General features: G+C 66.9%; 18 protein-coding genes. 5 read left to right on the top strand and 13 right to left on the bottom strand.

All coding sequences use genetic code 11. From position 1 onward, the window contains the following. Nucleotides 1-31: 31 nt before the first annotated feature. The 10 genes from CFB45_RS18830 to CFB45_RS18785 all read right to left on the bottom strand — a co-directional run bounded on the left by CFB45_RS18830 (nt 32) and on the right by CFB45_RS18785 (nt 12,484). On the bottom strand, nt 32-895 hold the full coding sequence (locus CFB45_RS18830) for a glycine betaine ABC transporter substrate-binding protein (protein ID WP_089426843.1): 864 nt from the start codon (nt 893-895) through the stop codon (nt 32-34). Nucleotides 896-1,029: 134 nt separating this feature from the next. Then, on the bottom strand, nt 1,030-2,184 hold the full coding sequence (locus CFB45_RS18825; RefSeq protein WP_089426842.1) for a hybrid-cluster NAD(P)-dependent oxidoreductase: 1,155 nt from the start codon (nt 2,182-2,184) through the stop codon (nt 1,030-1,032). Between the two features lie 29 nt (nt 2,185-2,213). Further along, entirely contained in the window at nt 2,214-3,455 is a 1,242-nt protein-coding gene (locus tag CFB45_RS18820) for an aromatic ring-hydroxylating oxygenase subunit alpha (protein ID WP_089426841.1), read from the bottom strand. Between the two features lie 52 nt (nt 3,456-3,507). Next, nucleotides 3,508-4,293, bottom strand: coding sequence for an electron transfer flavoprotein subunit beta/FixA family protein (locus CFB45_RS18815; RefSeq protein WP_089426840.1), 786 nt, complete (start codon nt 4,291-4,293; stop codon nt 3,508-3,510). Beyond that, nucleotides 4,290-5,459, bottom strand: coding sequence for an electron transfer flavoprotein subunit alpha/FixB family protein (locus tag CFB45_RS18810; protein ID WP_089426839.1), 1,170 nt, complete (start codon nt 5,457-5,459; stop codon nt 4,290-4,292). Before CFB45_RS18810 ends, CFB45_RS18815 begins: the two co-directional genes overlap by 4 nt. 4 nt (nt 5,460-5,463) lie before the next feature. Next, a complete protein-coding gene (locus CFB45_RS18805) occupies nt 5,464-7,389 on the bottom strand; it encodes a (Fe-S)-binding protein (RefSeq protein ID WP_089426838.1) in 1,926 nt (641 codons plus the stop codon). Between the two features lie 3 nt (nt 7,390-7,392). After that, nucleotides 7,393-9,456 carry an NADH:flavin oxidoreductase gene (locus CFB45_RS18800; protein WP_021160633.1) on the bottom strand — a complete coding sequence of 688 codons (2,064 nt, stop codon included), beginning with the start codon at nt 9,454-9,456 and terminating at the stop codon, nt 7,393-7,395. A gap of 76 nt (nt 9,457-9,532) precedes the next feature. Continuing rightward, nucleotides 9,533-10,066, bottom strand: coding sequence for a DUF5943 domain-containing protein (locus CFB45_RS18795; protein ID WP_006488993.1), 534 nt, complete (start codon nt 10,064-10,066; stop codon nt 9,533-9,535). A gap of 140 nt (nt 10,067-10,206) precedes the next feature. Then, nucleotides 10,207-11,178, bottom strand: coding sequence for a dipeptidase (locus CFB45_RS18790; protein ID WP_042588480.1), 972 nt, complete (start codon nt 11,176-11,178; stop codon nt 10,207-10,209). A gap of 31 nt (nt 11,179-11,209) precedes the next feature. Then, nucleotides 11,210-12,484 carry a serine hydroxymethyltransferase gene (locus CFB45_RS18785; protein WP_059239231.1) on the bottom strand — a complete coding sequence of 425 codons (1,275 nt, stop codon included), beginning with the start codon at nt 12,482-12,484 and terminating at the stop codon, nt 11,210-11,212. A 447-nt stretch (nt 12,485-12,931) separates the two neighbouring features. Between CFB45_RS18785 and CFB45_RS18780 the strand changes: the two genes are divergently transcribed. Further along, a complete protein-coding gene (locus tag CFB45_RS18780) occupies nt 12,932-13,957 on the top strand; it encodes a GlxA family transcriptional regulator (RefSeq protein WP_089426837.1) in 1,026 nt (341 codons plus the stop codon). A 57-nt stretch (nt 13,958-14,014) separates the two neighbouring features. Here the strand turns inward: CFB45_RS18780 and CFB45_RS18775 are convergent, their stop codons facing one another. Beyond that, nucleotides 14,015-15,427 (bottom strand): discoidin domain-containing protein, encoded by a 1,413-nt coding sequence (locus CFB45_RS18775; protein WP_089426836.1) that lies wholly within the window; start codon nt 15,425-15,427, stop codon nt 14,015-14,017. Between the two features lie 275 nt (nt 15,428-15,702). Between CFB45_RS18775 and CFB45_RS18770 the strand changes: the two genes are divergently transcribed. The 3 genes from CFB45_RS18770 to CFB45_RS18760 all read left to right on the top strand — a co-directional run bounded on the left by CFB45_RS18770 (nt 15,703) and on the right by CFB45_RS18760 (nt 19,218). Then, nucleotides 15,703-17,124, top strand: coding sequence for an aminotransferase-like domain-containing protein (locus CFB45_RS18770; RefSeq protein ID WP_089426835.1), 1,422 nt, complete (start codon nt 15,703-15,705; stop codon nt 17,122-17,124). Nucleotides 17,125-17,387: 263 nt separating this feature from the next. Then, the gene (locus CFB45_RS18765) at nt 17,388-18,146 is read left to right on the top strand and encodes a hypothetical protein (RefSeq protein WP_089426834.1); all 759 of its coding nucleotides are present in this window, start codon (nt 17,388-17,390) and stop codon (nt 18,144-18,146) included. Between the two features lie 184 nt (nt 18,147-18,330). Beyond that, nucleotides 18,331-19,218 carry a DMT family transporter gene (locus CFB45_RS18760; RefSeq protein WP_089426833.1) on the top strand — a complete coding sequence of 296 codons (888 nt, stop codon included), beginning with the start codon at nt 18,331-18,333 and terminating at the stop codon, nt 19,216-19,218. Here CFB45_RS18760 and CFB45_RS18755 read toward each other — a convergent pair. Continuing rightward, on the bottom strand, nt 19,207-20,121 hold the full coding sequence (locus tag CFB45_RS18755; RefSeq protein WP_089426832.1) for a LysR substrate-binding domain-containing protein: 915 nt from the start codon (nt 20,119-20,121) through the stop codon (nt 19,207-19,209). The genes CFB45_RS18760 and CFB45_RS18755 overlap by 12 nt on opposite strands. Before the next feature lie 379 nt (nt 20,122-20,500). On the opposite strand from CFB45_RS18755, the gene CFB45_RS18750 reads away from it, so the two are divergent. Beyond that, nucleotides 20,501-21,523: a class I fructose-bisphosphate aldolase gene (locus CFB45_RS18750; protein ID WP_089426831.1), complete on the top strand. Its 1,023-nt coding sequence runs from the start codon at nt 20,501-20,503 to the stop codon at nt 21,521-21,523. 156 nt (nt 21,524-21,679) lie between these two features. On the opposite strand, the gene fdhA is transcribed toward CFB45_RS18750, so the two are convergent. Further along, complete coding sequence (fdhA, locus tag CFB45_RS18745) at nt 21,680-22,876, bottom strand: formaldehyde dehydrogenase, glutathione-independent (protein ID WP_059525191.1); 1,197 nt, start codon at nt 22,874-22,876, stop codon at nt 21,680-21,682. Between the last annotated feature and the right edge of the window lie 40 nt (nt 22,877-22,916).

Here is a 22,916-nt window from a genome sequence, read left to right as displayed (position 1 = left end):
CATCTAGTTATCGAGGCGATTCACTGCCGGCTTACTGCACGCCTTCCGTCCATGCATTCACGCGATCCGCATGGGCTGCAATCCACGCATCGGCGGCTGCTTCCGGCTTCGAGCCGTTCTGGATCGCCAGCATCACGCTGTCGATTTCACCCGGCTTCCACTGGAATTTCTTCAGGAACGCGACCACCGGCTTCGCCTTCGTTTCGAGCCCCGGATTCACGACGCTGTCGACGTGCTCCGCGCCGCCGAACACCTTCTTCGGATCCTCGAGGAAGCGCAGCTTCCACTTCGCGAACATCCAGTGCGGCGCCCAGCCCGTCACGATCACCGGCTTGCTCGCATTGACCGAACGCGACAGCTCGGCCGTCATCGCGCTGCCCGAGCTCGGCATCAGCGTGTAGTTCAGCCCGTAGCTCTTGATCGCGTCGTCGGTCTTGCGCATCACGCCGGCACCGGCATCGATGCCGACGATCCGGCCGCCGAAGCTGCCCTTCTCCGCGTTCAGGTCGTCGATGCTCTTCGCCTTCACGTAGGCGGGCACGATCAGGCCGATCTTTGCATCCGGGAAATTCGCGCCGAGGTCGACGACCTTGGCCTTGTATTCATCCCAGTACGAGCCGTGCGTGACCGGCAGCCACGCGGACAGCGTCGCATCGAGATCACCGCGCGCGACGCCCTGCCACATGATCCCGGCAGCGACCGGCACGAGCTTCACTTCGTAGCCGAGCTTCTTCTCGATCACGCGCGCCGCGACGTTCGACGTCGCCACGCTGTCGTCCCAGCCTTCGACGTAACCGATCTTCAGCGTGGGCTTCGTATCGGCAAGTGCGGACGCGCTCAGCGCCACCATGGCCGACAGTGCGCCGGTCCACAACAGTTTTCCGAACAGCTTCATGGTCGATCTCCTTGATATGCGCACCGTGCGCGTTGCCTCTCTAGGTTCTTCAACCACAAATCCGCGGTATCGTTGTTTTCCGACGGATGCTTGTCCGGACGCGACGCGCCCGGGCAGCCGATGGCGTGTTGCGACTACTTGTCGATCACGAGATCCGACAGCGGCTTGCTGCAGCACAGCAGCACCATCCCCTGGTCGATCTCGCGCTGGCGGATGCCGCCGTTGTGCTTCATTTCAACCTGCCCCGACACGAGCTTCACCTTGCAGGTGCCGCACATGCCCTGCGTGCACGAGGCCGGCAGCCGCACGCCCGACTGGCGCGCCGCATCCAGCACGTGCTGCTCCGAGCCGCACGAAATCTCGCGATTGCTCTTCGCGAAGCTGACCGTGTACTGCTTCGTTGCGGTGTCGGTGTCGGCGCCGTCGGCCAGCGGGGCGAGATCGGCGAGCAATTCGTCGCTTGCGGTTTCGGCAAGCGTTTCGAACGAGAAGCTTTCCTCGTGATACTGCTTGCGATCGAAGCCGGCTTCGTCGAGCAGGTCGCGCACGGCCTTCATGTACGGCGCGGGGCCGCACGTGAAGATTTCGCGCTCCATGAAATCCGGTGCGATCAGCTTCAGCAGCGGCAGCGTCAGGAAGCCCGTGACGCCCGGCCAGTTGGTGCGGGCGCCGACGCGCTCGACGACGAACGACGTGCGGAAATTCGTGTGGTTCGACGCGATCAGGTCGAGCTCGCGCGCGAAGATGATGTCGTCCGGCGTGCGCGCGCTGTGCACGAACAGGATGTCGCGATCCTCCGCGAGATCATGGTGCGCGCGGCTCATCGACATCAGCGGCGTGACGCCCGAGCCGGCCGACAGGAACAGGTACTTGCGCGCCGGATGCCGTGCGCACGTGAATTCGCCGGCCGGGCCGAGCACGCGCACCGCGGCGCCCGGCTGCAGGTTGTCGTGCAGCCAGTTCGACACCTTGCCGCCCGGCACGCGCTTCACCGTGATCGACACCGTGTGCGGCCGCGCGGGCGACGACGAGATCGTGTAGCAGCGATTGATCGTTTCGCCGTCGATGTCGAGCTCGAGCGTGAGGAACTGCCCGGGCTCGAACGAGAACGAGCGGCCCTGCGGCGAACGGAAGAAGAAACTCTTCACGTCGTGCGTTTCCTGCCGCACGTGGCAGCACACCAGCGTTTCCTCGACGTCGCTCGTCCAGCGCTCGGGAAGGGCGTTCCAGAACGCCGGGCGCGTCACCCGGCTGTCCGTCGGCTCGAAGTTGGCCGCATCTCGCATCATGTCTTGCTCCGCTTGTCCGCTTCTGGGTACTACGCGCCGGTTTTTTCGGCGAGCCGGCCGATGTACCAGGCCGAGAATTTTTCGACGAGACCTTCCGTGAACGGCGAATACGGGCCCGGCTCGTACGCGCTGCTGGTCGCGCCGCGCTGCGAGAATTCGACGAGCGCGCGATCCTGGTCGTTGGTCGCGTTCCACACGGCCGTGAGGTTCTTCACGTCGTAGTCGATGCCTTCCTTCGCGTCCTTGTGCACGAGCCACTTCGTGCGCACGAGCGTCTTGCCGGCCGACAGCGGGATCACCGAGAACGTCACGATGTGATCGCTCATGAAGTGGTGCCACGAGTTCGGCTGCGTCCAGAACGACAGCCCGCCTAGGTCGGCCTTGTCGAAGCCGCCGAGCAGCTTCTTCGATGCGACCTTCGCATCGAGCGTCTGCGATTCGCCGTGGCGATCGAGCGGCAGGCGCTGCGTGCGGAAGCCCGTCACGTCGAGCAGCTTCTCGATCTCCTCGGACGGCAGGCCCATCTCGGCCCACTCCTTGCCGCGCCGCACGCAGGTTTCCGCGAACGCGTCCATGCCTTCGGCGTTCGCGTCGGAGCGCTGGTAGCCGAAGCCGTATTCGTACAGCGAGATGGTGAGCTCCGGATGGTTCGCGACGCAGTGATAGCACTCGCGGTTGTTCTCCATCGTGAGCTTCCAGTTGCCTTCCTCGATGATGTCGACCTGCGCGGCGATCTTCGTGTTCGGCAGATCGTGCGGCAGCAGGTACGGCTCCATCTCGGCGCGCAGCTGCGCGAAGTCGGCGGGCGGCTCGTCGGCGAGGCAGACGAAGATCAGGCCCGCGAGGTTCTCGACGTGCACCGACTTCAGGCTGTGCTTGCAGCGGTCGAACTTCTCGCCCATGTGCTCGGCGAACATCAACTGGCCCGTCAGGTTGTAGGTCCAGCTGTGGTACGGGCACACGATGTTGCCGACCGAGCCTTTGTCTTCATTGCACAGGCGCGCGCCGCGGTGACGGCACACGTTGTGGAACGCGCGGATCGCCATGTCGTCGTCGCGCACGATCAGGATCGAATCGCTCCCCAGTTCCACGGTCACGTAGTCGCCCGGCTCCGGAATGTCCGGCTCGACCGCCACCTGGATCCAGTGCTGGCGGAAAATCGCCTCCATGTCGAGCGCGAAGATGTCCTCGCTCGTGTAGAACGGCGCTTCGAGGCTGTGCCCTTCCTTGCGCCGCTCGATCAATGCACGAATGTCTGCCGATACTTTCATCGTTTGCTCCGGATTCCTTGCATCCCTGGGTTCTTGCCGACAGGCATCAAAATCAGTAGTCGATGAGCTGATGCTCGCGCAAATACGCGAGGATCACTTGTGCTTTTTCGACCGAACTCCCTTCATTTACGACGTTGCCGCCACGGCTTTCGGTCGTCGTCGCGGACAGCATCCGGGCATGCCCGGAGCGCTTCTCGGCAGCGACCAGCTTTACGGGTTTACGCTCGATCGGGCCGACCTTCCACGCGGCCGCGTCGGCGTCCGCGCCGGGCGCCGCGAGCGCCGGCCGGATCGCGCCGGCGCGCAGCCGCGCATACGCATAGCGCGGCTCGGCATTGGCAAGCGGATGGACGGCGACGACGGCCGGCAGCGCCGCGTCGACACGCCGCCGCAGCCCCTTCGGCAAAAATTGCCGGACGGCCACGCGACCGCCTTCGATCGTCACGTCGACGGCCGAACCCACCAGCGGATAGCCGAGCACCGCGGCGACGCGATACGGCAGCATGCCGGTGTCGTACGCGCCCTCGGCGCGCGTGCCGGTCAGCACGAGGTCGTAGCTCTCGACGCGCGCGGCGAGCGCATGCACGGCGTCGTCGCCGTCGCGGCAGGCCAGCACCTCGACCTCCCGGGCGCCGAGCGCGAGATATTCGGCAAGCGCCGCATTCGCGGGGTCGCCCGCATGGATCACGTCGAGCTTCGCGCGATGCCGCTCCGCGAGCTGGCGGCCGGTTTCGAGCGCGGCCGCGTCGTTGCGGCTATAGCGCGCGACACCGCTGACCGGATGGCGGCCGACGGACACGAGCACCGCGATGCGTTGCAACTGGCGGGGGGCGTTCATGCAGCGACTCCTTCCGGTTCACGGGTGCCGACCGCGGCCGGCGATTCGCCACGCGCGGCGCGCGCGGCCTGCACCTGTTCGATCAGTGCGGCAATCGTGCCCTGCGCGTCGCCGACCACCGTCAGGTTCGCGCGCTTCGCGATCGGCGCGCTGCCGTCGAGGTTCACCGCGATCACGTGGCGGCAATCCTTGATCCCCTGCAGGTGCTGCACCGCGCCCGAGATGCCGAACGCGATGTAGACGCTCGCCTCGACCGTCTTGCCGGTCGCACCGACCTGCTTGTCGCGCGTGAAGTGGCCGTTGTCGACCGCGACGCGGCTTGCGCCGATCGCCGCGCCGAATGCGCCGGCCAGCCGCTCGAACGCGCCGATGTCGGACACGCCGTTGCCGGCCGATACGATGAAATCGGCTTCCTCGAGCGCGACCTGGGCCGCGTCGATTTCGTCGAGGCCGAGATCGCGGTATGGTTGCGCGGCGTCGTGCGCCGGGCGGATGAAGTCGGCGGCCAGCCGTTCGCCCGTACCGACGAACGGCAGCTTCGCGTCGACCGCGTTCTGCGCGAGCAGGATCACGTCGGGCAGCGCACGGGTGGCAAACGCGCGCCCGGCCTGCGCATACGCGCCGACGTGCTTCGCATCGATCTCGACGACGTGGGTCGCGACGCTCGCGCCGGCGGCCGCCGCGTAGCGCCGGCCGAGATCACCGTCGCCCGTCGCGTTGTCGGGCACGAACACGTGTTTCGGTGCGAGCGCCGCCACGCAGGCCTGCAGCGCTTGCAATTCGCTTTCAGGGTCGAACGTACGCCGATCGAAGCCGGCGAGTTCCAGCAGCTTGTCGACGCCCAGTTCGGCCACGTCGTCCTTCAGCTCGCCGAACGCGAGCAGCGCGACTTCGGTCTGCGCATCGGCGAGCAATGCGGCGGCGGCGATCGCCTGCCGCGAATGATCGTCGAGCGCGCCGCGTTCACTGTGCGCGACCACCAGCATCACGTGCTTCGGATCCTGCACCGCGCGGCGCGGCTTCGCGGCCGCTGCGCCATGACCATGCGCGAACCCGTGCACGGCGTTCGCATCGGCGCTGCCTTCCTCGCCGAGCGTGATGCGCTTCAGGCCGGCGGCCGTGATGATGAACGGCCGGCGCGGATCGATTCGCTTGATCGTGTTCATCGATTCACTCCAGCGAGGCGGCAACGAGTTCGGCCACGTCGAGCACGTCGGGGCGCGGGCCCACGACGCCTTCGAGCATCGCCGTGCAGTTCGGGCAGGCAACCGCGACCACGTCCGCGCCGATCGTGCGGGCGTCGGCGATGCGGATGTCGGGAATGCGCTGCTTGCCGGGGATGTCGGTCAGCGGCGCACCGCCGCCACCGCCGCAGCAGCGGCCGCGCATGCCGTTGCGCTCCATCTCGACGACCTGGATGCCGATCGTCTTCAGCAGCTTGCGCGGCGCGTCCGTCTCGCCGTTGTAGCGGCCGAGGTAGCACGGATCGTGATACGTGGTCCGCTTGTCCTGCAGCGCTTCGACGGCCTTCGGCGCGATCTTGCCGCTGTCGGCGAGTTCGGCGAGGAAAGTCGTGTGGTGCTTGACCGTCACGCGCAGCCCGAGCGCACGGTATTCGTTGCGCAGGCTGTGCATCACGTGCGGGTCGGCCGTCACGATCTGCTGGTACGACAGCGTGCCGAGCGTGCCGATCAGGCGCTTCGCCATCTGCTGGAACGTCGCTTCGTCGCCGAGCCGGCGGGCGACATCGCCCGTGTCGGTCTCGGTCGAACCGAGCACCGCGTAGTCGACACCCGCCTTGTTCAGCACCTTGACGAACGCGCGCAGCGTGCGCTGGTAGCGCATGTCGAACGCGCCTTCACCTGCAACGAACAGCACGTCGACCGGCTTGCCCGGTTGCGCGACCGGTGCGCTCAGGTCGACCGACCAGTCGTAGCGCGCGGCCGTGTCGTAGCCGCCCATCGTGCCCGTCTCGCGCAGGTTCGCGAGCACTTCCTGGCCCTTGCCCGGCACCGTGCCGTGCACGAGCGTGCGGTTGCGGCGCATGTCGACGATCGCGTCGACGTGCTCGATCAGCATCGGGCATTCCTGCACGCACGCGCGGCAGGTGGTGCACGACCACAGCGTCTGCTCTTCGATCAGACCCGACACGATCGGGCCGTTCGGCTCGCCGCGATGCTGGCCGACCGCGAGGCCCGGCGACGGGCTGCCCGCGTACGCCGCATCGGTGCCGCCCGCCATCCCGACGACCAGATCCTGGATCAGCTTCTTCGGGTTCAGCGGCTGGCCCGACGCGAACGCGGGGCACGCGGCTTCGCACTTGCCGCACTGCACGCACGCGTCGAAGCTCAGCAGCTGGTTCCAGCGGAATTCGACCGGCTTCTCGACGCCGTACTCCTGATGCTCGATGTCCGGCAGCTTCAGCGCGGTCGGCGGCGTGGCCGTACCGTTGCCCGTGAACGAGTCGCGGGTGGCCGCGAAGCGTTCCTGGCGCGGATGGAAGGCCAGGTGCAGGAGGCCTGCGATCGCATGCTTCATCGGGCCGCCCTTCGCGGCGCCGACCGTCATCGTGAAGGCGCCGACACCGATCAGCACGGCGCAGAGCACCGCGAACGCGCCCGACATCGCGCCGGTCGGCACCAGCATGAACAGCACGAGGCCGAGCGCGAACGAGCCGAGCAACCAGGGCAGCGTATTCCACGGGCCGCGCGACAGGCGGGCCGGCACGTCCTTGGCCGCACGCCGGCGCCACACGAACACCGCGCCGACCAGCATCGCGAGCGCCGCGAGGAAGATCAGCTTGTCGAGCCACGGCGAGTAGATCGCGAGGCCGTAGTTGATGAACACCAGCGCGAGCGCGCCGATCGCGCCGCCGGCCGTCGCGACGTGCGTCTTCGCGATGTACGGATCACGGGCGACCACGTGGTGCAGGTCGACGAAGTAGCGCTTCGGGATCGCGAACAGGTTCGCGACGCCGAACGAGCCGGGCGCGGTGGCCCGGCCCAGACGCCAGTAGGACGAGCGCTTCGCGACCGCGAATGCGAGCCCCGCCACCGACAGCCACAACAGGGCGGTAATGAGGAAGGACGGGTTCATCGTTTAGAAATCCTTCACGAGACGCAGCGAGTCGTAGATCGCCCCGTGGACGTTGTGCATCGAGATGCAGTCGCCGACACGGAACAGCAGGAAACGGCCGTTGCCGAGCTCTTCCGACAGGCACGGCTGCGGCTCGGCCGCGAACAGCGTGTGCGGATCGATCTGGCCGCGGTTCACCGATTCCGGCTTGAGCTTCCAGTACAGCTCGTCGTTCGGCGACGAGCCGTTCTCGATCACCACCTGGTCGACTGCGCGCTCTTCCAGCTCTTCCGTGTACTCGTTGCGCAGCACGGCGATCAGCTTGCCGTCCTCTTCGTAGACGCGATCGAGCATCGTGTTCGGCGTCGGGATCACGCCGAATGCGTACAGACGGCGATAGAAGATCGGGAACGTCGTGCCGCCGCAATCGTCGGCGACCTTCACGTCCGGCGTGACGACCTCGACCTTCGAGCCGCGGCTCGCCATGAAGTCGGCCACGCCGGCGCCCGCATGCGTGCTCACGCCGTCGAACAGCAGCACGTTCTGCTTCGGCTCGACCTTGCCGGTCAGGATGTCCCACGAGCTGACGGCCAGCCCCTCGGCCACGCCCCAGCCCGGCACCTGCCACGTGAAGCTCGACCCGCCCGTCGCGAGCACGACGATGTCCGGCTTCTCGGCCATGATCATCTTCTCGTCGGCGGCCACGCCGAGACGGCGGTCGACGCCCAGGCGCTTCGTTTCCATGTCGAACCAGCGGATGATCCCCGACATCTGTTCGCGCTGCGGCGCCTTCGCGGCGATCATCACCTGGCCGCCCACTTCGGCATTCTTCTCGAACAGCACGACGTCGTGGCCGCGCAGCTTCGCGACGCGCGCCGCTTCCAGGCCCGCCGGGCCCGCGCCGACCACCACGACCTTGCGCTTCGGGCCGCGCGACTTCTCGATGATGTGCGGCATCGTCGCTTCGCGCGACGTCGCCGCGTTCTGGATGCACAGCACGTCGAGGCCGTTGTACTGGCGGTCGATGCAGTAGTTCGCGCCGACGCACTGCTTGATTTCGTCCTCGCGGCCGTCGCGGATCTTGATCACCATGTGCGGATCGGCGATCTGCGCGCGCGTCATGCCGACCAGGTCGATCATGCCGGTCGCGAGCAGGCGCTCCGCCTGGCCCGCATCGCGGATGCTCTGCGCGTGCATCACCGGAATCTTCACGACCGACTTGATGCCGGCCGCGAGGTGCACGAACGGCTCCGGCGGCAGCGCCATCGGCGGCATGCAGTTGGCGATCGTGTTGTGCGTGTCACCGCCCGAGCCGACCACGCTCAGGTAGTCGATCAGGCCCGTCTCCGACATCGCCTGCGCGATTTCCTTCAGCGCTTCGTGATCGAGGCCGTCCTCGTGGAATTCGTCGCCGCACATGCGCAGGCCGACGCAGAAGTCCTTGCCCACCGCCTCGCGCACGGCCGTCAGCACTTCGATGCCGAAGCGCAGGCGGTTCTCCAGGCTGCCGCCCCATTCGTCGGTGCGGTGGTTCGAACGCTTGCTCCAGAACTGGTCGATCAGGTGCTGGTGGGCGGCCGAGATTTCGATGCCGTCCATGCCGGCCGCCTTCACGCGCTTCGCGGCGGCCGCGAAGTCACCGATGATGCGGCGGATTTCCTCGATCTCGATGATCTTCGCGTTGCCGCGGTGCACGGGTTCGCGCACGCCCGACGGCGACATCAGGTGCGGCCAGTGCTCGCCGTGGAACGACGAGCGGCGGCCCATGTGCGTCGCCTGGATCATGATCTTCGCGCCGTGCTTGTGCATCGTGTCGGCGAGGCGCGTGAGCGGATCGATGATCTTGTCGGTCGACAGGTTCACCGATTTCCACCAGCCCTGCGGGCTGTCGATCGACACCGGGCTCGACCCGCCGCAGATCGCGAGGCCCACGCCGCCCTTCGCCTTTTCTTCGTAGTAGCGGATATAGCGGTCGCCCGGCAGGCCGCCCGGCTCGGCATACACCTCCGCATGCGCGGTGCTGACGATCCGGTTGCGCAGCGTCAGCTGGTTCAGCTGCATGGGTTTGAACAGGTGGGGATAACGCATCGCTGGCGACCTCTGGCGTTCGAATGTCTCGTGTTGCGGGTGTTGTTGTGCTTCGGTGAATCCGTGCGTCAGGGCGTCAGTGCGCGATCGGCGACACTTCGAAGACGCAGTGGTCGTGATGCTCGGCCGCGCACTGCACTTCCTTAGATTGCGCACGCGGCGCGCCCTTGCCTTCCGGTGTCGTGTCGTTGACCCAGTCCATCGCGCCGGCGAACCAGCCCGCGAACATGTAGCAGAGCTTGCCTTCCTTGCCCGGCTGCTGGAGCACGAACGACGAGTGGCGCAGCTCGATCTTCGCGCGCGCGCTGGCCGGATCGGCCTCGATGATCGAGAACAGGCCCCAGCCGCGCTGCGACAGGCGCTTCAGGTAGTGCTCGAACACGGCCATGCCGGTCAGGCCGTGCAGCTTCGCTTCCTTGTCGCACCAGTGGTACGCGGATTTGTAGCCGGCCTTGTAGAGGATCTCGGCATACGCTTCGACGCCGAGCGCTTCCTCGACGGCGACGTGGTTGTTCGTGAAGAAGTGACGCGGCACGTACAGCATCGGCAGCGCGTCGGTGGTCCAGACGCCGGTATCGGGATCGACGTTGATCGGCAGTTGCGGTTGCATCGTGGTGACTCCGTGAGGAAAGTGGCCGCGCGGCTCAGTGCGCCGGCGCGACATCGTCCGCGCGCCCGTGCGGCTTGCACGGGCACGTCCCGATTTCTTTTAATGTTGAATCGCTGAAGGGGGTTCGGCGTTCGCGGCGCTTATGCGCCCCACACGTCCTTGAACACGCGCACCCAGTTCTCGCCCATGATCTTGCGGATACGCGACTCCTTCCAGCCGTGGCGTTCCATCGCCGCCGTCAGGTTCGGGAATTCGCCGATCGTGCGGATGCCGTCCGGGTTGATCACCTTGCCGAAGTTCGTCAGCTGGCGATAGCGGCCCTTGTCATGCGTCAGCATGTCGAAGAATTCCTTCGCGTAATCCTGCGTGAAGTCCGTGCCGATGCCGACCGCATCCTCGCCGATCAGGTTCACGACGTAGTCGATCGCCTCGATGTAGTCGTCGATGTTCGCTTCGATCCCGCGCTTGAGGAACGGCGCGAACATCGTCACGCCGACGAAGCCGCCCGCATCGGCGATCTCCTTCAGCTGTTCGTCGCTCTTGTTGCGCGGATGCTCCTTCAGGCCCGACGGCAGGCAGTGCGAGTAACACACCGGCTTCTTCGAGAACGCGATCGCTTCCGACGACGTATTGCCGCCCACGTGCGACAGGTCGACCATGATGCCGACGCGGTTCATCTCGGTGATCACTTCGCGGCCGAAGTCCGACAGGCCGCCGTCACGCTCGTAGCAACCGGTGCCGACCAGGTTCTGCGTGTTGTAGCAGAGCTGCACGACGCGCACGCCCATGTCGGCGAACGCTTCGATGTAGCCGATGTTGTCCTCGAACGCGTGCGCGTTCTGGAAGCCGAGGATCACGCCGGTCTTGTCTTCCTTCTTCGCGCGGAAGATGTCTTCCGTCGTGCGCACCAGCGTCAGCAGCTCGCTGTTGTCGCGGATCTTCTTCTTCATCACGCCGATGTTGTCGACGGTCTTGGTGAAGTTCTCCCACACCGACACCGTGCAGTTGGCGGCCGTGATGCCCCCCTTGCGCATGTCTTCGAACACCGGCTTCTCGAACTTCGAGATGTTCAGCCCGTCGATGATGATGCTGTCTTGATGCAGCGTGCTCATGTGTTGCTCCAGTATTGTCGGGTCGGTGGGATCAATAGATCGGGAAGCGTTCGCACAACGCGAAGATCTCGCGGCGCACGCGCTGTTCGGTCGCGTGGTCGCCTTCCGGGTTCGCGCGCAGCGCATCGAACACTTCCAGGATCAGGCGGCCCACCTCGCGGAACTCCGCGACGCCGAAGCCGCGCGTCGTGCCGGCCGGCGTGCCGAGGCGGATGCCCGACGTGACGGTCGGCTTCTCGGTGTCGAACGGGATGCCGTTCTTGTTGCAGGTGATGCCCGCGCGCTCCAGCGCCTGCTCGACCGGCGCGCCCTTCAGGCCCTTCGGACGCAGGTCGACCAGCAGCAGGTGGTTGTCGGTGCCGCCCGTGACGAGATCGACGCCGCCCGCCTTCAGCACTTCGCCGAGCGCCTGCGCGTTCGCGAGCACGTTGTCGATGTAGGTCTTGAAGTCCGCGTGCAGCACTTCGCCGAACGCGACGGCCTTGCCGGCGATCACGTGCATCAGCGGGCCGCCCTGCAGGCCGGGGAACACGGCCGAGTTGATCTTCTTCGCGATGTCCTCGTCGTTGGTCAGCACGAAGCCGCCGCGCGGGCCGCGCAGCGTCTTGTGGGTGGTCGACGTGACGACGTGCGCATGCTCGACCGGGTTCGCGTGGCGGCCCGCGGCGATCACGCCGGCGATGTGCGCCATGTCGACCATCAGCTTCGCGCCGACGCTGTCGGCGATCGCACGGAAGCGCGCGAAGTCGAGCGCACGCGGGTAGGCCGAGAAGCCGGCGATGATCAGGTTCGGCTTGTGCTCGTGCGCGAGCGCCTCGACCTGGTCGTAGTCGATCCGCATCGTGTCGCGGTTCACGCCGTACTGCACGGCATTGAACCACTTGCCCGACAGCGCCGGCTTCGCGCCGTGCGTCAGGTGGCCGCCCGCGTCGAGCGACATGCCGAGCACCGTGTCGCCCGGCTTGGCCAGCGCGAGCATCACCGAGCCGTTCGCCTGCGCGCCCGAGTGCGGCTGCACGTTGGCATAGCCGGCATTGAAGATCTGCTTGACGCGCTCGATTGCCAGCGCCTCGACTTCATCCGCGAATTCGCAGCCGCCGTAATAGCGCTTGCCGGGATAGCCTTCCGCGTACTTGTTGGTCAGCACCGAGCCCTGCGCCTCGAGCACGGCGCGCGACACGATGTTTTCCGACGCGATCAGCTCGACCTGCGACTGCTGACGCTCGAGTTCCTTCAGGATGGCGCTGCGCACCGGCGCGTCGCGCTCGGCAAGGGGCTGCGAGAAGAAAGGCTGGGTGTTCGACATAGTGCGTCCGTGACGAAGAATAAGGGGCTGAAACCGAAGCTCAAGGCCCGCCCTGCCTGGGTTTCCCGCTCGTCCCGTACAAGGCTGCCGACGGCTCTATTCTTGTCGTTCGGATTTTCGGCGGATTGATGAATTTAGACGCGTTCTTTGCCTTTTCCGCCATCCGCGTCCGTTTTATACAAGTGACCGGTCGTGCTTTTTCGGATGACCAACAAAAGTGGTCGAGCCAGTTCACCTATGAACAGGCACGCCGGCGGTGCGATTGCCGCCCGGTCGGGGTGCAGCCCGTCACGAATACGGTGCAGTGCAGCATGCCGCTTTCAGCCAGACAACGTATGGATCTAGGGTTTAGCCGTATGGCACGCTTGTTGCGCTGGCTCACACAATATCGCAGCCCGATCGGTGCCCCCGGGCGTAAAGCTATTAGAGATTCTAGGAACGCTCCCCATGTCGCCCGACCGCACAGCGTCGCTGTCCCATTTCGCGTTCATGCCGTTACCGAACTTCACGATGATCGCGTTCACCAATGCGATCGAGGTGCTTCGGATGGCGAACTACCTGAGCGGCCAGCCGCTCTACCGCTGGTCGGTCATCAGCCCGGACGGCGGCCCGGTCACCGCGAGCAACGGCCTGACGGTCGACACCGGCCCGGCCGAATGCGTGGGGCAGCCCGACATCGTGTTCGTGTGCGGCGGCGTCGACGTGCAGCGCGCGACCACGCCCGCCCATCTGTCGACGCTGCGCCGCTTCGCGCGCGCGGGCATCCCGCTCGGCAGCCTGTGCACGGGCACCTATGCGCTCGCGAAGTCGGGGCTGCTCGCGGGCTACGCGTGCGCGATCCACTGGGAGAACATGTCGGCGCTGAAGGAAGAGTTTCCGGACACGCGCTTCCTGAAGGAGCTGTTCGTGATCGACCGCGACCGCATCACGTGCACGGGCGGCGTCGCGCCGCTCGACATGATGCTGAACCTGATCGCCGCGCGCGTGGGCACCGCGCGCGTCACGCAGATCGCCGAGCAGTTCATCGTCGAACACGTGCGCGACACGAGCGCGCAGCAACGCATGCCGCTGGTCGCGCGCCTCGGCTCCGCGAACAAGTCGCTGTTCGAAGTGATCTCGCTGATGGAGAACAACATCGAGGAGCCACTGTCACGCGAGGAACTCGCGCGGCTCGCGAACATGTCGCAGCGGCAACTGCAGCGCCTGTTCCGCGAACACCTCGGCATGACGCCGACGCACTACTACCTGACGCTGCGGCTGCGCCGCGCGCGCGAACTGCTGCTGCAGACCGACATGTCGATCATGCACATCACGATGGCGTGCGGCTTCCAGTCGGCGTGCCATTTCAGCAAGAGCTATCGCGACGCGTTCGGCGTCGCGCCGACCCGCGAGCGCCGCAAGCAGGTCGCGCCGCTTGCGCAGGGTGCGGCGAGCGCCAGCCCCGCATTTCCGGTGCACGTGCTGCATGCGTGATCCTCGCCGCGCTTGATGCAAAAAAAAGCGACCTCGAAGGTCGCTTTTTCTTTGCGCTTACGATCCCCACACCTGCATTTCGTCGAGCGAATACCCCCACTGCGTCGCGCGCTTCGTGCCGAGCATCCGCACGTAGCGGCCATGCCCGTTCAGGTTCGGCAGCGTCACGTGGCCGTACGACACGCCGTTGTTGGTCGAGTAGATCGTCGTCCAGTTCGCATTGTCGTTCGACGTCTGGATCTGATACACGAGCGCGCCCGCATCCCAGTAGAGATCGATGCTGCTGATCGTCTTCGTCGCACCGAGATCCACGGAGATCCATTGCGGATCGACGCCCGCGCCTTCCGGCGAATCCCAGCGCGTGCTCGTGGTGTTGCCGTCGAACGCCTTGTCGGCCGTGAGCGACGCGTTGTAGCTCGCCGATGCGGCAGCCGGACGACCCTGCGACAGCAGCGTCGGCTGCGCGGCGGCCGGGCCGCCGTAGTAGCTGGACCCGAGCTTGGCCTTCGTCGTGTCGGCGTTCACGCCGAACTGCGACAGGCTCCAGCGCTGGCCGGTCGTCACGTCACCGACGTAGAGCTGGTAGCCGCCCGCCGTCGTCGACGAGAAGAACACGTAGTTGGTGCCGCTCACCGGCGCCGGATCCGAGTTGTTGCTCACGCAGTCGTTGATCGGCAACGCGTTCGGCGTCGACGCCGGGTCCGCGGTCTTCGCATAGATCTGGTCGGCCTGGCCGCTGTCTTTCCAGCGCGCGTAGAACACCATGCCGTCCGCGCGCACGATCGGGTAGTACGTCTGCAGCCCGGCCGGGTGATCGAACGTGGCGGTGGCGCCGGTCGCGAGCGTGCGCTTCATCAGCCCCATGTTCGCGCCCGTGCCGGTCGCGTAGTACACGGCGCTCGCATCCGGCGAAAGATACGGCATCGAGTATTCGGCGCCGGAGGGTGCGTTCGTCAGGCTCACGACCGACGTGAACACCGGGCCCGCGCTCGTGTACGACAGCGTCGCCTGCTTGACGTCGCCGTTCTGCTTGAACACGAGCGTCTTGCCGTCCGTGCTGAATTTCGGATCCTCGTTGCGCGTGGCGCCCGTGCTGTTGGTCAGGTTGACGGGCGGCGTGCCGGCGCCGAGCTGCAGCATGAACACGTTCCATGCGCCGTTGCTGATGCCCATGAACGCGAGCCACTTGCCGTCGGGGCTGAACACGCCGTTCATCGGATCGGTGATGCCCCACGCGCTCTTGCTCAGTTGCGTCAGCGTACGGGCCGAGAAGTCGTACAGGAACAGCTGGCTCGTGCCGTCGCCGTACTTGACGTAGCTGTGATAGACGAGCTTGCCGGTCAGTGCGGCGGGGAACGACGCGTTGGATTGCGTGGGCGGATTGCTGATGCAGGCGGCCTGCGCGGCGCCGCCGAGAAGGTTGAGGGCAACGCCGGCCACGAGGCCCGCGACGAGAGTATTCAATTTCACGCTGAGGTTTTCCGGTTAGGGTCATGACACCGCTGACTACACCTCGCACGCACAGGCGCACGGGGCACGGATCAGCCGGCGGACAGCGTGAATTCCGTATCGGTCAATGTCGGGAACAAAGATTGCTCGAGGGGCGAAAGCATGCCAGCGCGTCGCGCCGAAAAACAGGATCAGAGCCCGTGAAAAACGAGCGGATCACGGGATAACGACCCTGTGGCGCAGCGCGCGCCGTGCTACTCTTTTTTCGGCACAAAGCTGCTCGACTTGAGGCAGGCATGAAGCGTTATGCGAAGCTCGCCCGAACGATTTCCGAGTCGATCCGGCGGGGAGATCTGGCCCCCGGTACGCGCATCCCCACCGTGCGCGCCGCGTGTCGCGCCTATGGCGTGAGCCCGTCCACCGTGTTTCGTGCGTACTACGCGCTCGAAGGCGAGGGCCTGATCGTCGCGCGTGCACGGTCCGGTTATTTCGTTGCGAACGTCGACGACAAGCGCGTGCGGTTCGGCCATGAACCGCCGCGCAAGCCGGCCACCCCGCCGGCGGGCAACGGCGATACGTTGTTCCGGCTGCTCGACTCGCTCAGATGCGAAAACATCGTCCCGCTCGGCTCCGCCTTCGCCAGCTATTCGTTGTTCCCGATGAGCAGCCTGTGGCGCGCGATGGCGTCGGCGGCCCGCAACATGGATCGCACGGCGCTGCTGTCCGGCGCGCCGCCCGGCCACGACGGGCTGCGCCGCCAGATCGCGCTGCGCTACCTGAATGCGGGTGCGGCGTTGCCGATGGACGAGATCGTCATCACGACCGGCGCGCTCGAAGCGCTGACGCTCAGCCTGCAGGCGTTGACGCGCCCCGGCGATATCGTCGCGATCGAGCGACCGGCGTTTCATGCGGCCCTGGAGGCCGTGCAGCGCCTGCACCTGAAGGCCGTCGAGATTCCGGTCGACCCGCGCACCGGCCTCGATCTCGACGCGCTCGAGAAAGCGCTCGACACGCATCCGGTGCGGGCCTGCTGGTTCATGACGTCGTTCCACAACCCGACCGGCGCGACGCTGACCGACGAGCGCAAGCGCGCACTGATCGACCTGCTCGCGGCACGCAACGTGCCGCTGATCGAGGACGACGTCTACGGCGAGCTGCATTTCGGCACGTCACCCACGCGCCCCGCCAAGCTGTACGACGACAGCGGTCTCGTCCTGCATTGCGGCTCGTTCTCGAAATGCCTCGCGCCCGGGTTCCGGATCGGCTGGGTCGCGGCCGGACGCTACGTGCGGCAAATTCGTCAGGCAAAGGGCGCAAGCGCGCCGGCGGCCGACGTGCCTGCACAGATGGCGATTTCGAGCTACTTGCGCGACGGCGCGTACGACCGCTTCCTGCGCAAGCTGCGCCGCAATCTCGCCGCGCACCAGGCGCAGATGCTCGCGGCCGTGCGCGCGTATTTTCCGGCCGGCACCGAAGTGTTCGCGCCGCGCGGCGGGTATTTCCTGTGGATCGAACTGCCGCCGCGCGTGGATGCGATGCACCTGTTCGGCGATGCGATGGAAAGCGGCGTCAGCATCGCGCCGGGGCCGATCTTTTCCGCGACCGGTGGATTTCGCCGCTATCTTCGGCTCAATTACGGCCGGCCGTGGACGCCGGCGGTCGAGCACGCGATGGAGACCATCGGGACGCTCGCGGCCCGGCAGCGGCGGGACGGTTAGCGTGGAACCGACGACTCACGACAGCCGGTTTGTGCCTTGCGTTTCACGCGCCGGCGACCAAGAATGAAGCGGTAGCCCATCACGGACGAACGTGTTCCGCGCACCCGATGTCACGGAGAATCCCATGAACACCGCATGCGAACGACAGTCGACGAGGTACGCTCCCCTGCATTCCGGCACGGGCCGATCGACTGCCGTGCCGGAACGGATCATGACGGCCGGCGAACATTCGCCTCGTTGACGGCGCCCACCCACTTCCAGCGATGCGAGTCCTCCCCAATCGCACCATTCGCGCACGCGATGACTGGCGCGCGATCCTGACCGCGCGAGCCGAAGCGCGGCGCACCGCCAGCTTCCGCTGCAGGGAATGCGGCTTCGTGGCCTTCCGTGCGCTCGAGCACTGCCCCGTCTGCGGACGGCGGAACTGGCCGTTCGATTCGATCCCCCGCGCACCGGATGCCACGCATGCTCCGCGCGCCTTTCACACGTGGTCGTCGCGCATCGCGCGCGCGCTTCGCAACGCGGCGTTCCAGCAGCCTCGCGCATCGACCGCGCCGATCCTGAGCATCCTGACACTCGTGCTGCTGGTTGGCGGCTATGTGGTGGTCGACCGGACATGCAAGGCCGATCCCGCCTGTCGCGGTTCGAATGATTCGCGCGCGATGGCGAGCGATGTCGCCCCGTACGCATCGAACGACCCCGTGCTACCGGTCTTGCCCGCACCCGTCTATCCGTTTCATTCGACTGACGGAACGCAGGCGACGGTCGCCCGACCGGGCAGCCCGGGCCCGGAGGCCGCCCGCGCACCCGCGGGACGGACGGCAGTCGCGCGAGCGGCGCCGGCCATGCGCGCACCCGACCGGCCGCACCCCAGCGCCACGGTTCGCCTGGCGGGCTGGAAAGGCAATCACGGTGCCGCGCATCGCCCACATACCCTCCACCGCGTGAGCACGCACACCGCACGTGCCCGACGCCCCGCCGGCAATACGCAGCAAATCGCGCAGCTCTATCGCGGCCACTGAGCGCGCAGGCGTGGTCCGCGCAGGCGCGTTCGTCGATTCATTTTTCTAAACCACCCGTCACAAAACCTCGTTTGCGTCGCGACTCACGCGTGACGTTCAATGGGTCATTCGCCCGCACCGGCGCATCTCGCATCTCGCGTATTGCGTTCCGGCCAGCCGCCTGATCCACCGAACGGAGTCATCGATGAATGCACTGCAACTCGTGGCCCTTGCCGCCATCTGGGGCGCGTCCTTCCTGTTCATGCGCATGGGCGCGCCGGAATTCGGCGTCGTCCCGCTGATCGCGCTGCGCGTCGCGATCGCGGCCGTGCTGTTGTCGCCGGTGCTGCGCAGCGCGCAGGCGCGACAGGAATTCCGCTCGCATGCGTTGCCGCTGTTCGTCGTAGGCATCACGAACTCGGCGCTGCCGTTCTGCCTGCTGACCTACGCGGCGCTGTTCGTGTCGGCCGGCACCGATTCGATCCTGAATGCGACGACGCCGTTGTGGACCGCGATCGTCGCGTACGTGTGGCTGCGTGCGCCGCTGACGAAACCGCAGGCGATCGGCCTCGCGCTGGGTTTTGCGGGTGTCGTCGTGCTCGCCGGTTCGGCAGTCGGCGCCGGCACGCCCGGCGCATCGCGCGCGATCGCTGCCGCGATGCTCGCGACGCTGTCGTACGGGTTCGCCGCGCATTACTCGAAGCGCAGGCTGGCGAACGTCCGGCCGTTCGTGTCGGCGTTCGGCAGCCAGTTGTTCGCGGCGGTCGCGCTCGTGCCGCTCGCGCTGCCGAGGTGGCCACACGGCCCCGTTCAACCATCCGCGTGGATCGCGGTGGTGCTGCTCGGCGCGATCTGTACGGCCGTCGCCTATCTGCTGTATTTCGGGCTGATCCGCAACGCGGGCGCGCAATATGCGGCGTCGGTCACGTTCCTGATTCCGATCTTCGGTGTCGTATGGGGCGCGATCTTCCTGCACGAGACCGTCACCGTGCAGACGCTCGCCGGGTGCGCGATCATCCTGCTCGGCACCGCGCTCGCGACCGGCAAGCTCAAGGGCTTCGCGACCGCCACCGTGCGCGGGTCACGCCAGTAGGTCGCGCGGGCCGTCGTCGCCGCCGCCGATCTCGGTCGCGAGCCAGTCGCGGAACGCGGCGATCTTCCACTCGTGCTGGCGCGCTTCGCTGCACACGACGTAATAGGACAACTCGGTCGGCCAAGGCCGTGCGAGCACGCGCACCAGCCGGCCGGCCGCGACTTCGTCCCGCGCATAGATGTCGCGCACCAGCGCCACGCCCTGCCCGGCAGCCGCCGCCTTGATCAGCAACGCATCCTCGCTGAAGCTCGCGCCGCGCGGCGCACGAGGATCCTCGATGCCCTGCGCGCGCAGCCACAGTGCCCAGTCGGCGCGATCCGCGTCCTGCAGCAGCGGATACGACATGCAATCGGCCGGCGCGGCGATCGGGCGGGCGGGATCGAGCAGATGCGGGCTGCAGACGGGCCACAGCTCGGGGGTCCAGATGCGGAACGATGCGTGCCCGGGATAGTGGCCCAACCCGTGCCGGATCGCGACGTCGACATAGTCGCGCCGCAGGTCGACCAGCTGCGCGCGCGTTTCGACGGTGATTTCGATGTCGGGGTACGCGGCATTGAATGCGCCGAGGCGCTGCACGAGCCACGTGTTCGCGAAGGACGCGGTGGTCGTCACCGCGAGGCGGACGACGCGCCGGTTCGCCCCGTGCACGTTCGCCCATGCGGCCTCGATTTCGTTGAAGCCGCCGGCAAGCTGGTCGAACAGCGCGCGGCCCGTGCCGGTCAGCTCGAGTTCGCGGCCGGTGCGCTCGAACAGCCGCACGGCGAGGCGATCCTCGAGATTGCGGACATGCTGGCTGACGGCGCCCGGCGAAATGCAGAGCTGGTCGGCCGCCTGTTTCATGCTGCCGCAGCGCGCCACTTCGACGAACGTGTGCAACGCTGCGAGGGGAAGTGACTTGGCCATCCGTGGATATGCCGCCGAACGGCGGCGATGGGGTCGGGAACGGGCGATGATTATCGCAGCAATTGCGGGTGCCCGGGATCGCGGGGCGCCCGTGTTCCGGGCCGCGCCGAACGTATGCGTGGCCGGCTCTCCCCTGCACCTCCCCGGCAAGAAACGGCGGCCCGTTTCCGGCAACGCCCGTTTCGCGCGACGCGTCACGCGCGTCGAACGCCGGTGCATCACGCACCCGCCCCGGCACGGACGATGCCACCGGCGCACGCGCCTTGCGTTCTGGCCGGTGCGCGACAAAGAATGAAATCGGAAGGCGGCGTGACGACCGTGACGAAGTGAACGGCGCGCGGTCGGCACGGCCGCGCGGCGGTTTCAGCGGAGGAATTCCATGAGCACCGAGAGCACACTCCAGGCGACGATCCAGGCACTCGTTCAGGATGGCAAAGGCTTGCTGGCGGCCGACGAAAGCGGGCCGACCATCGCGAAGCGCTTCAAGACGATCGCGGTCGAATCGACCGAAGAGAACCGCCGCGCATGGCGCACCCTGTTGCTGTCGACGCCGGGCCTCGGCGAATTCGTCAGCGGCGTGATCCTGTATGAAGAGACGCTCGGGCAACGTACGGACGATGGCACGCCGTTGCCCGAACTCGCCGCCCGCCAGCAGATCGTGCCCGGCATCAAGGTCGACGCAGGCAAGATTCCGCTCGCGCTCGCGCCCGGCGACGAAATCACGCAAGGGCTCGATGGGCTTGCGGCACGCCTCGACGGCTACCAGCGGCAAGGCGCGCGGTTCGCGAAATGGCGCGCGGTGTACAACGTGTCCGCCACGCTGCCGGGCCACGCGGCGATCGAAGCCAACGCCGAAGCGCTGGCGCGCTATGCGGCGATCTGCCAGGAGGCAGGCGTCGTGCCGATCGTCGAGCCGGAAGTGCTGATGGACGGCGATCATTCGATCGGCCGCTGCGCACAAGTGACCGACGCCGTGCTGCACGCCGTGTTCGACGCGCTGCACCGGCACCGGGTCGCGCTGGCGCACATGTTGCTCAAGCCGAGCATGGTCGTCGCGGGCAGCACGCACACCGCGCAGGCAGCCCCCGCCGAAGTCGCGGAAGCCACGGTGCGCCTGTTGCGCAGCATCGTGCCGGCCGAAGTGCCCGGCATCTTCTTCCTGTCCGGCGGACAGACGCCCGAGGAAGCGACCGCGCATCTCGATGCGATGAATCGCGTTGACGGGCGGCCGTGGGTGCTGAGCTTTTCCTATGGACGCGCGCTGCAGGAGCCGCCGCTGGCCGCGTGGAAGGGACAGGCAGCCAACGTACGCGCCGCGCAGGAGGCGCTGCTGCTGCGTGCACGCCTGAACAGTGCGGCCTGCTGCGGTCAGTACGACGCTGCGATGGAGCGCACCGCGTGAACGGAGCTGGGCGAATGGCGCCCGGTCGATCGTTCACGCGTGAGCTTCCCGCCCGGTTCCATCGCGGGCATTAAGCGCGCGCTTCCGGAACGCACAAGGGGCCGAGGCGCTTGCGCGCCCCGGCCCCTTTCGATTGCCGCGCGGTGGTCGGTCGCGTTACGCCGCCAGCAACCCGTGCGGGTCGATGACGAATTTACGCGGCGCGCCGCCGTCGAACTTCTTGTAGCCTTCCGGCGCCTGGTCGAGCGAAATCACTTCGACGTTGACGATCTTCGCGATCGGCAGCCGGTCGAACAGGATCGCCTGCATCAGGTTGCGGTTGTACTTCAGCACCGGCGTCTGGCCCGTAAAGAACGAGTGCGACTTCGCCCAGCCGAGGCCGAAGCGGATGCTCAGGCTGCCGTGTTGCGCCGCCTTGTCCTTCGCGCCCGGATCGTCCGTCACGTACAGGCCCGGGATGCCGATCGCGCCGGCCGGGCGCGTGATTTCCATCAGCGAGTTCAGCACGGTCGCAGGCGCTTCCTCCGCATGGCCCGACGAACCGTGGCCGTGCGCCTCGAAGCCGACGCAGTCGACCGCGCAGTCGATCTCGGGCACGCCGAGGATCTGCTCGATCTGCTCGCCGAGCGATGCGTCCTTCGACAGGTCGACCGTCTCGAAGCCCATCGCGCGTGCGTGTGCGAGGCGTTCCGCGTTCATGTCGCCGACGATCGTCACGGCCGCGCCGAGCAGGCGCGCCGAGGCGGCCGCCGCCATCCCGACCGGGCCCGCACCCGCGATGTAGACCGTCGAGCCCGGCTTCACGCCCGCGCTCACCGCGCCGTGATAACCGGTGGGCAGAATGTCGGACAGGCAGGTCAGATCGCGGATCTTCGCCATGGCCTGATCGCGATCGGGGAATTTCAGCAGGTTGAAATCGGCATACGGCACGAGCACGTACTCGGCCTGGCCGCCGATCCAGCCGCCCATGTCGACGTAGCCGTACGCGCCGCCGGCACGCGACGGGTTCACGTTCAGGCACACGCCCGTATGCGTGTCCTTGCACATCGCACAGCGGCCGCAGGCCACGTTGAACGGCACCGACACGAGATCGCCGAGTTTCAGCGTCTCGACGTCGCGGCCGATCTCGACCACCTCGCCCGTGATCTCGTGACCGAGCACGAGGCCAACCGGCGCGGTCGTGCGGCCGCGCACCATGTGCTGGTCGGAGCCGCAGATGTTCGTGCTCACCACTTTCAGGATCACGCCGTGGCCGATCGCGCGGCCGCTCGGGTCGACCATCTTCGGATAATCGATTTTCTGGACTTCGACCTGGCCCGGCCCAAGATAGACGACACCTCGATTGCTGCTCATCGTATTGTCTCCATGTCTCGTTGGATGGCGCCGCGGCGCG

This window comes from Burkholderia sp. HI2500, from assembly GCF_002223055.1.
Taxonomy (GTDB): Bacteria; Pseudomonadota; Gammaproteobacteria; order Burkholderiales; family Burkholderiaceae; genus Burkholderia.
Note: the sequence above shows the minus strand (reverse complement) of the source record. Positions and strands in the feature narration are given on the sequence as shown.

Bases quoted from the DNA above. Each gene is read 5' to 3' on its own strand.
- CFB45_RS18830 (WP_089426843.1), bottom strand. From the start codon at position 895: ATGAAGCTGTTCGGAAAACTGTTGTGGACCGGCGCACTGTCGGCCATG.
- CFB45_RS18825 (WP_089426842.1), bottom strand. From the start codon at position 2,184: ATGATGCGAGATGCGGCCAACTTCGAGCCGACGGACAGCCGGGTGACG.
- CFB45_RS18820 (WP_089426841.1), bottom strand. From the start codon at position 3,455: ATGAAAGTATCGGCAGACATTCGTGCATTGATCGAGCGGCGCAAGGAA.
- CFB45_RS18815 (WP_089426840.1), bottom strand. From the start codon at position 4,293: ATGAACGCCCCCCGCCAGTTGCAACGCATCGCGGTGCTCGTGTCCGTC.
- CFB45_RS18810 (WP_089426839.1), bottom strand. From the start codon at position 5,459: ATGAACACGATCAAGCGAATCGATCCGCGCCGGCCGTTCATCATCACG.
- CFB45_RS18805 (WP_089426838.1), bottom strand. From the start codon at position 7,389: ATGAACCCGTCCTTCCTCATTACCGCCCTGTTGTGGCTGTCGGTGGCG.
- CFB45_RS18800 (WP_021160633.1), bottom strand. From the start codon at position 9,456: ATGCGTTATCCCCACCTGTTCAAACCCATGCAGCTGAACCAGCTGACG.
- CFB45_RS18795 (WP_006488993.1), bottom strand. From the start codon at position 10,066: ATGCAACCGCAACTGCCGATCAACGTCGATCCCGATACCGGCGTCTGG.
- CFB45_RS18790 (WP_042588480.1), bottom strand. From the start codon at position 11,178: ATGAGCACGCTGCATCAAGACAGCATCATCATCGACGGGCTGAACATC.
- CFB45_RS18785 (WP_059239231.1), bottom strand. From the start codon at position 12,484: ATGTCGAACACCCAGCCTTTCTTCTCGCAGCCCCTTGCCGAGCGCGAC.
- CFB45_RS18780 (WP_089426837.1), top strand. From the start codon at position 12,932: ATGTCGCCCGACCGCACAGCGTCGCTGTCCCATTTCGCGTTCATGCCG.
- CFB45_RS18770 (WP_089426835.1), top strand. From the start codon at position 15,703: ATGAAGCGTTATGCGAAGCTCGCCCGAACGATTTCCGAGTCGATCCGG.
- CFB45_RS18765 (WP_089426834.1), top strand. From the start codon at position 17,388: ATGCGAGTCCTCCCCAATCGCACCATTCGCGCACGCGATGACTGGCGC.
- CFB45_RS18760 (WP_089426833.1), top strand. From the start codon at position 18,331: ATGAATGCACTGCAACTCGTGGCCCTTGCCGCCATCTGGGGCGCGTCC.
- CFB45_RS18755 (WP_089426832.1), bottom strand. From the start codon at position 20,121: ATGGCCAAGTCACTTCCCCTCGCAGCGTTGCACACGTTCGTCGAAGTG.
- CFB45_RS18750 (WP_089426831.1), top strand. From the start codon at position 20,501: ATGAGCACCGAGAGCACACTCCAGGCGACGATCCAGGCACTCGTTCAG.
- fdhA (WP_059525191.1), bottom strand. From the start codon at position 22,876: ATGAGCAGCAATCGAGGTGTCGTCTATCTTGGGCCGGGCCAGGTCGAA.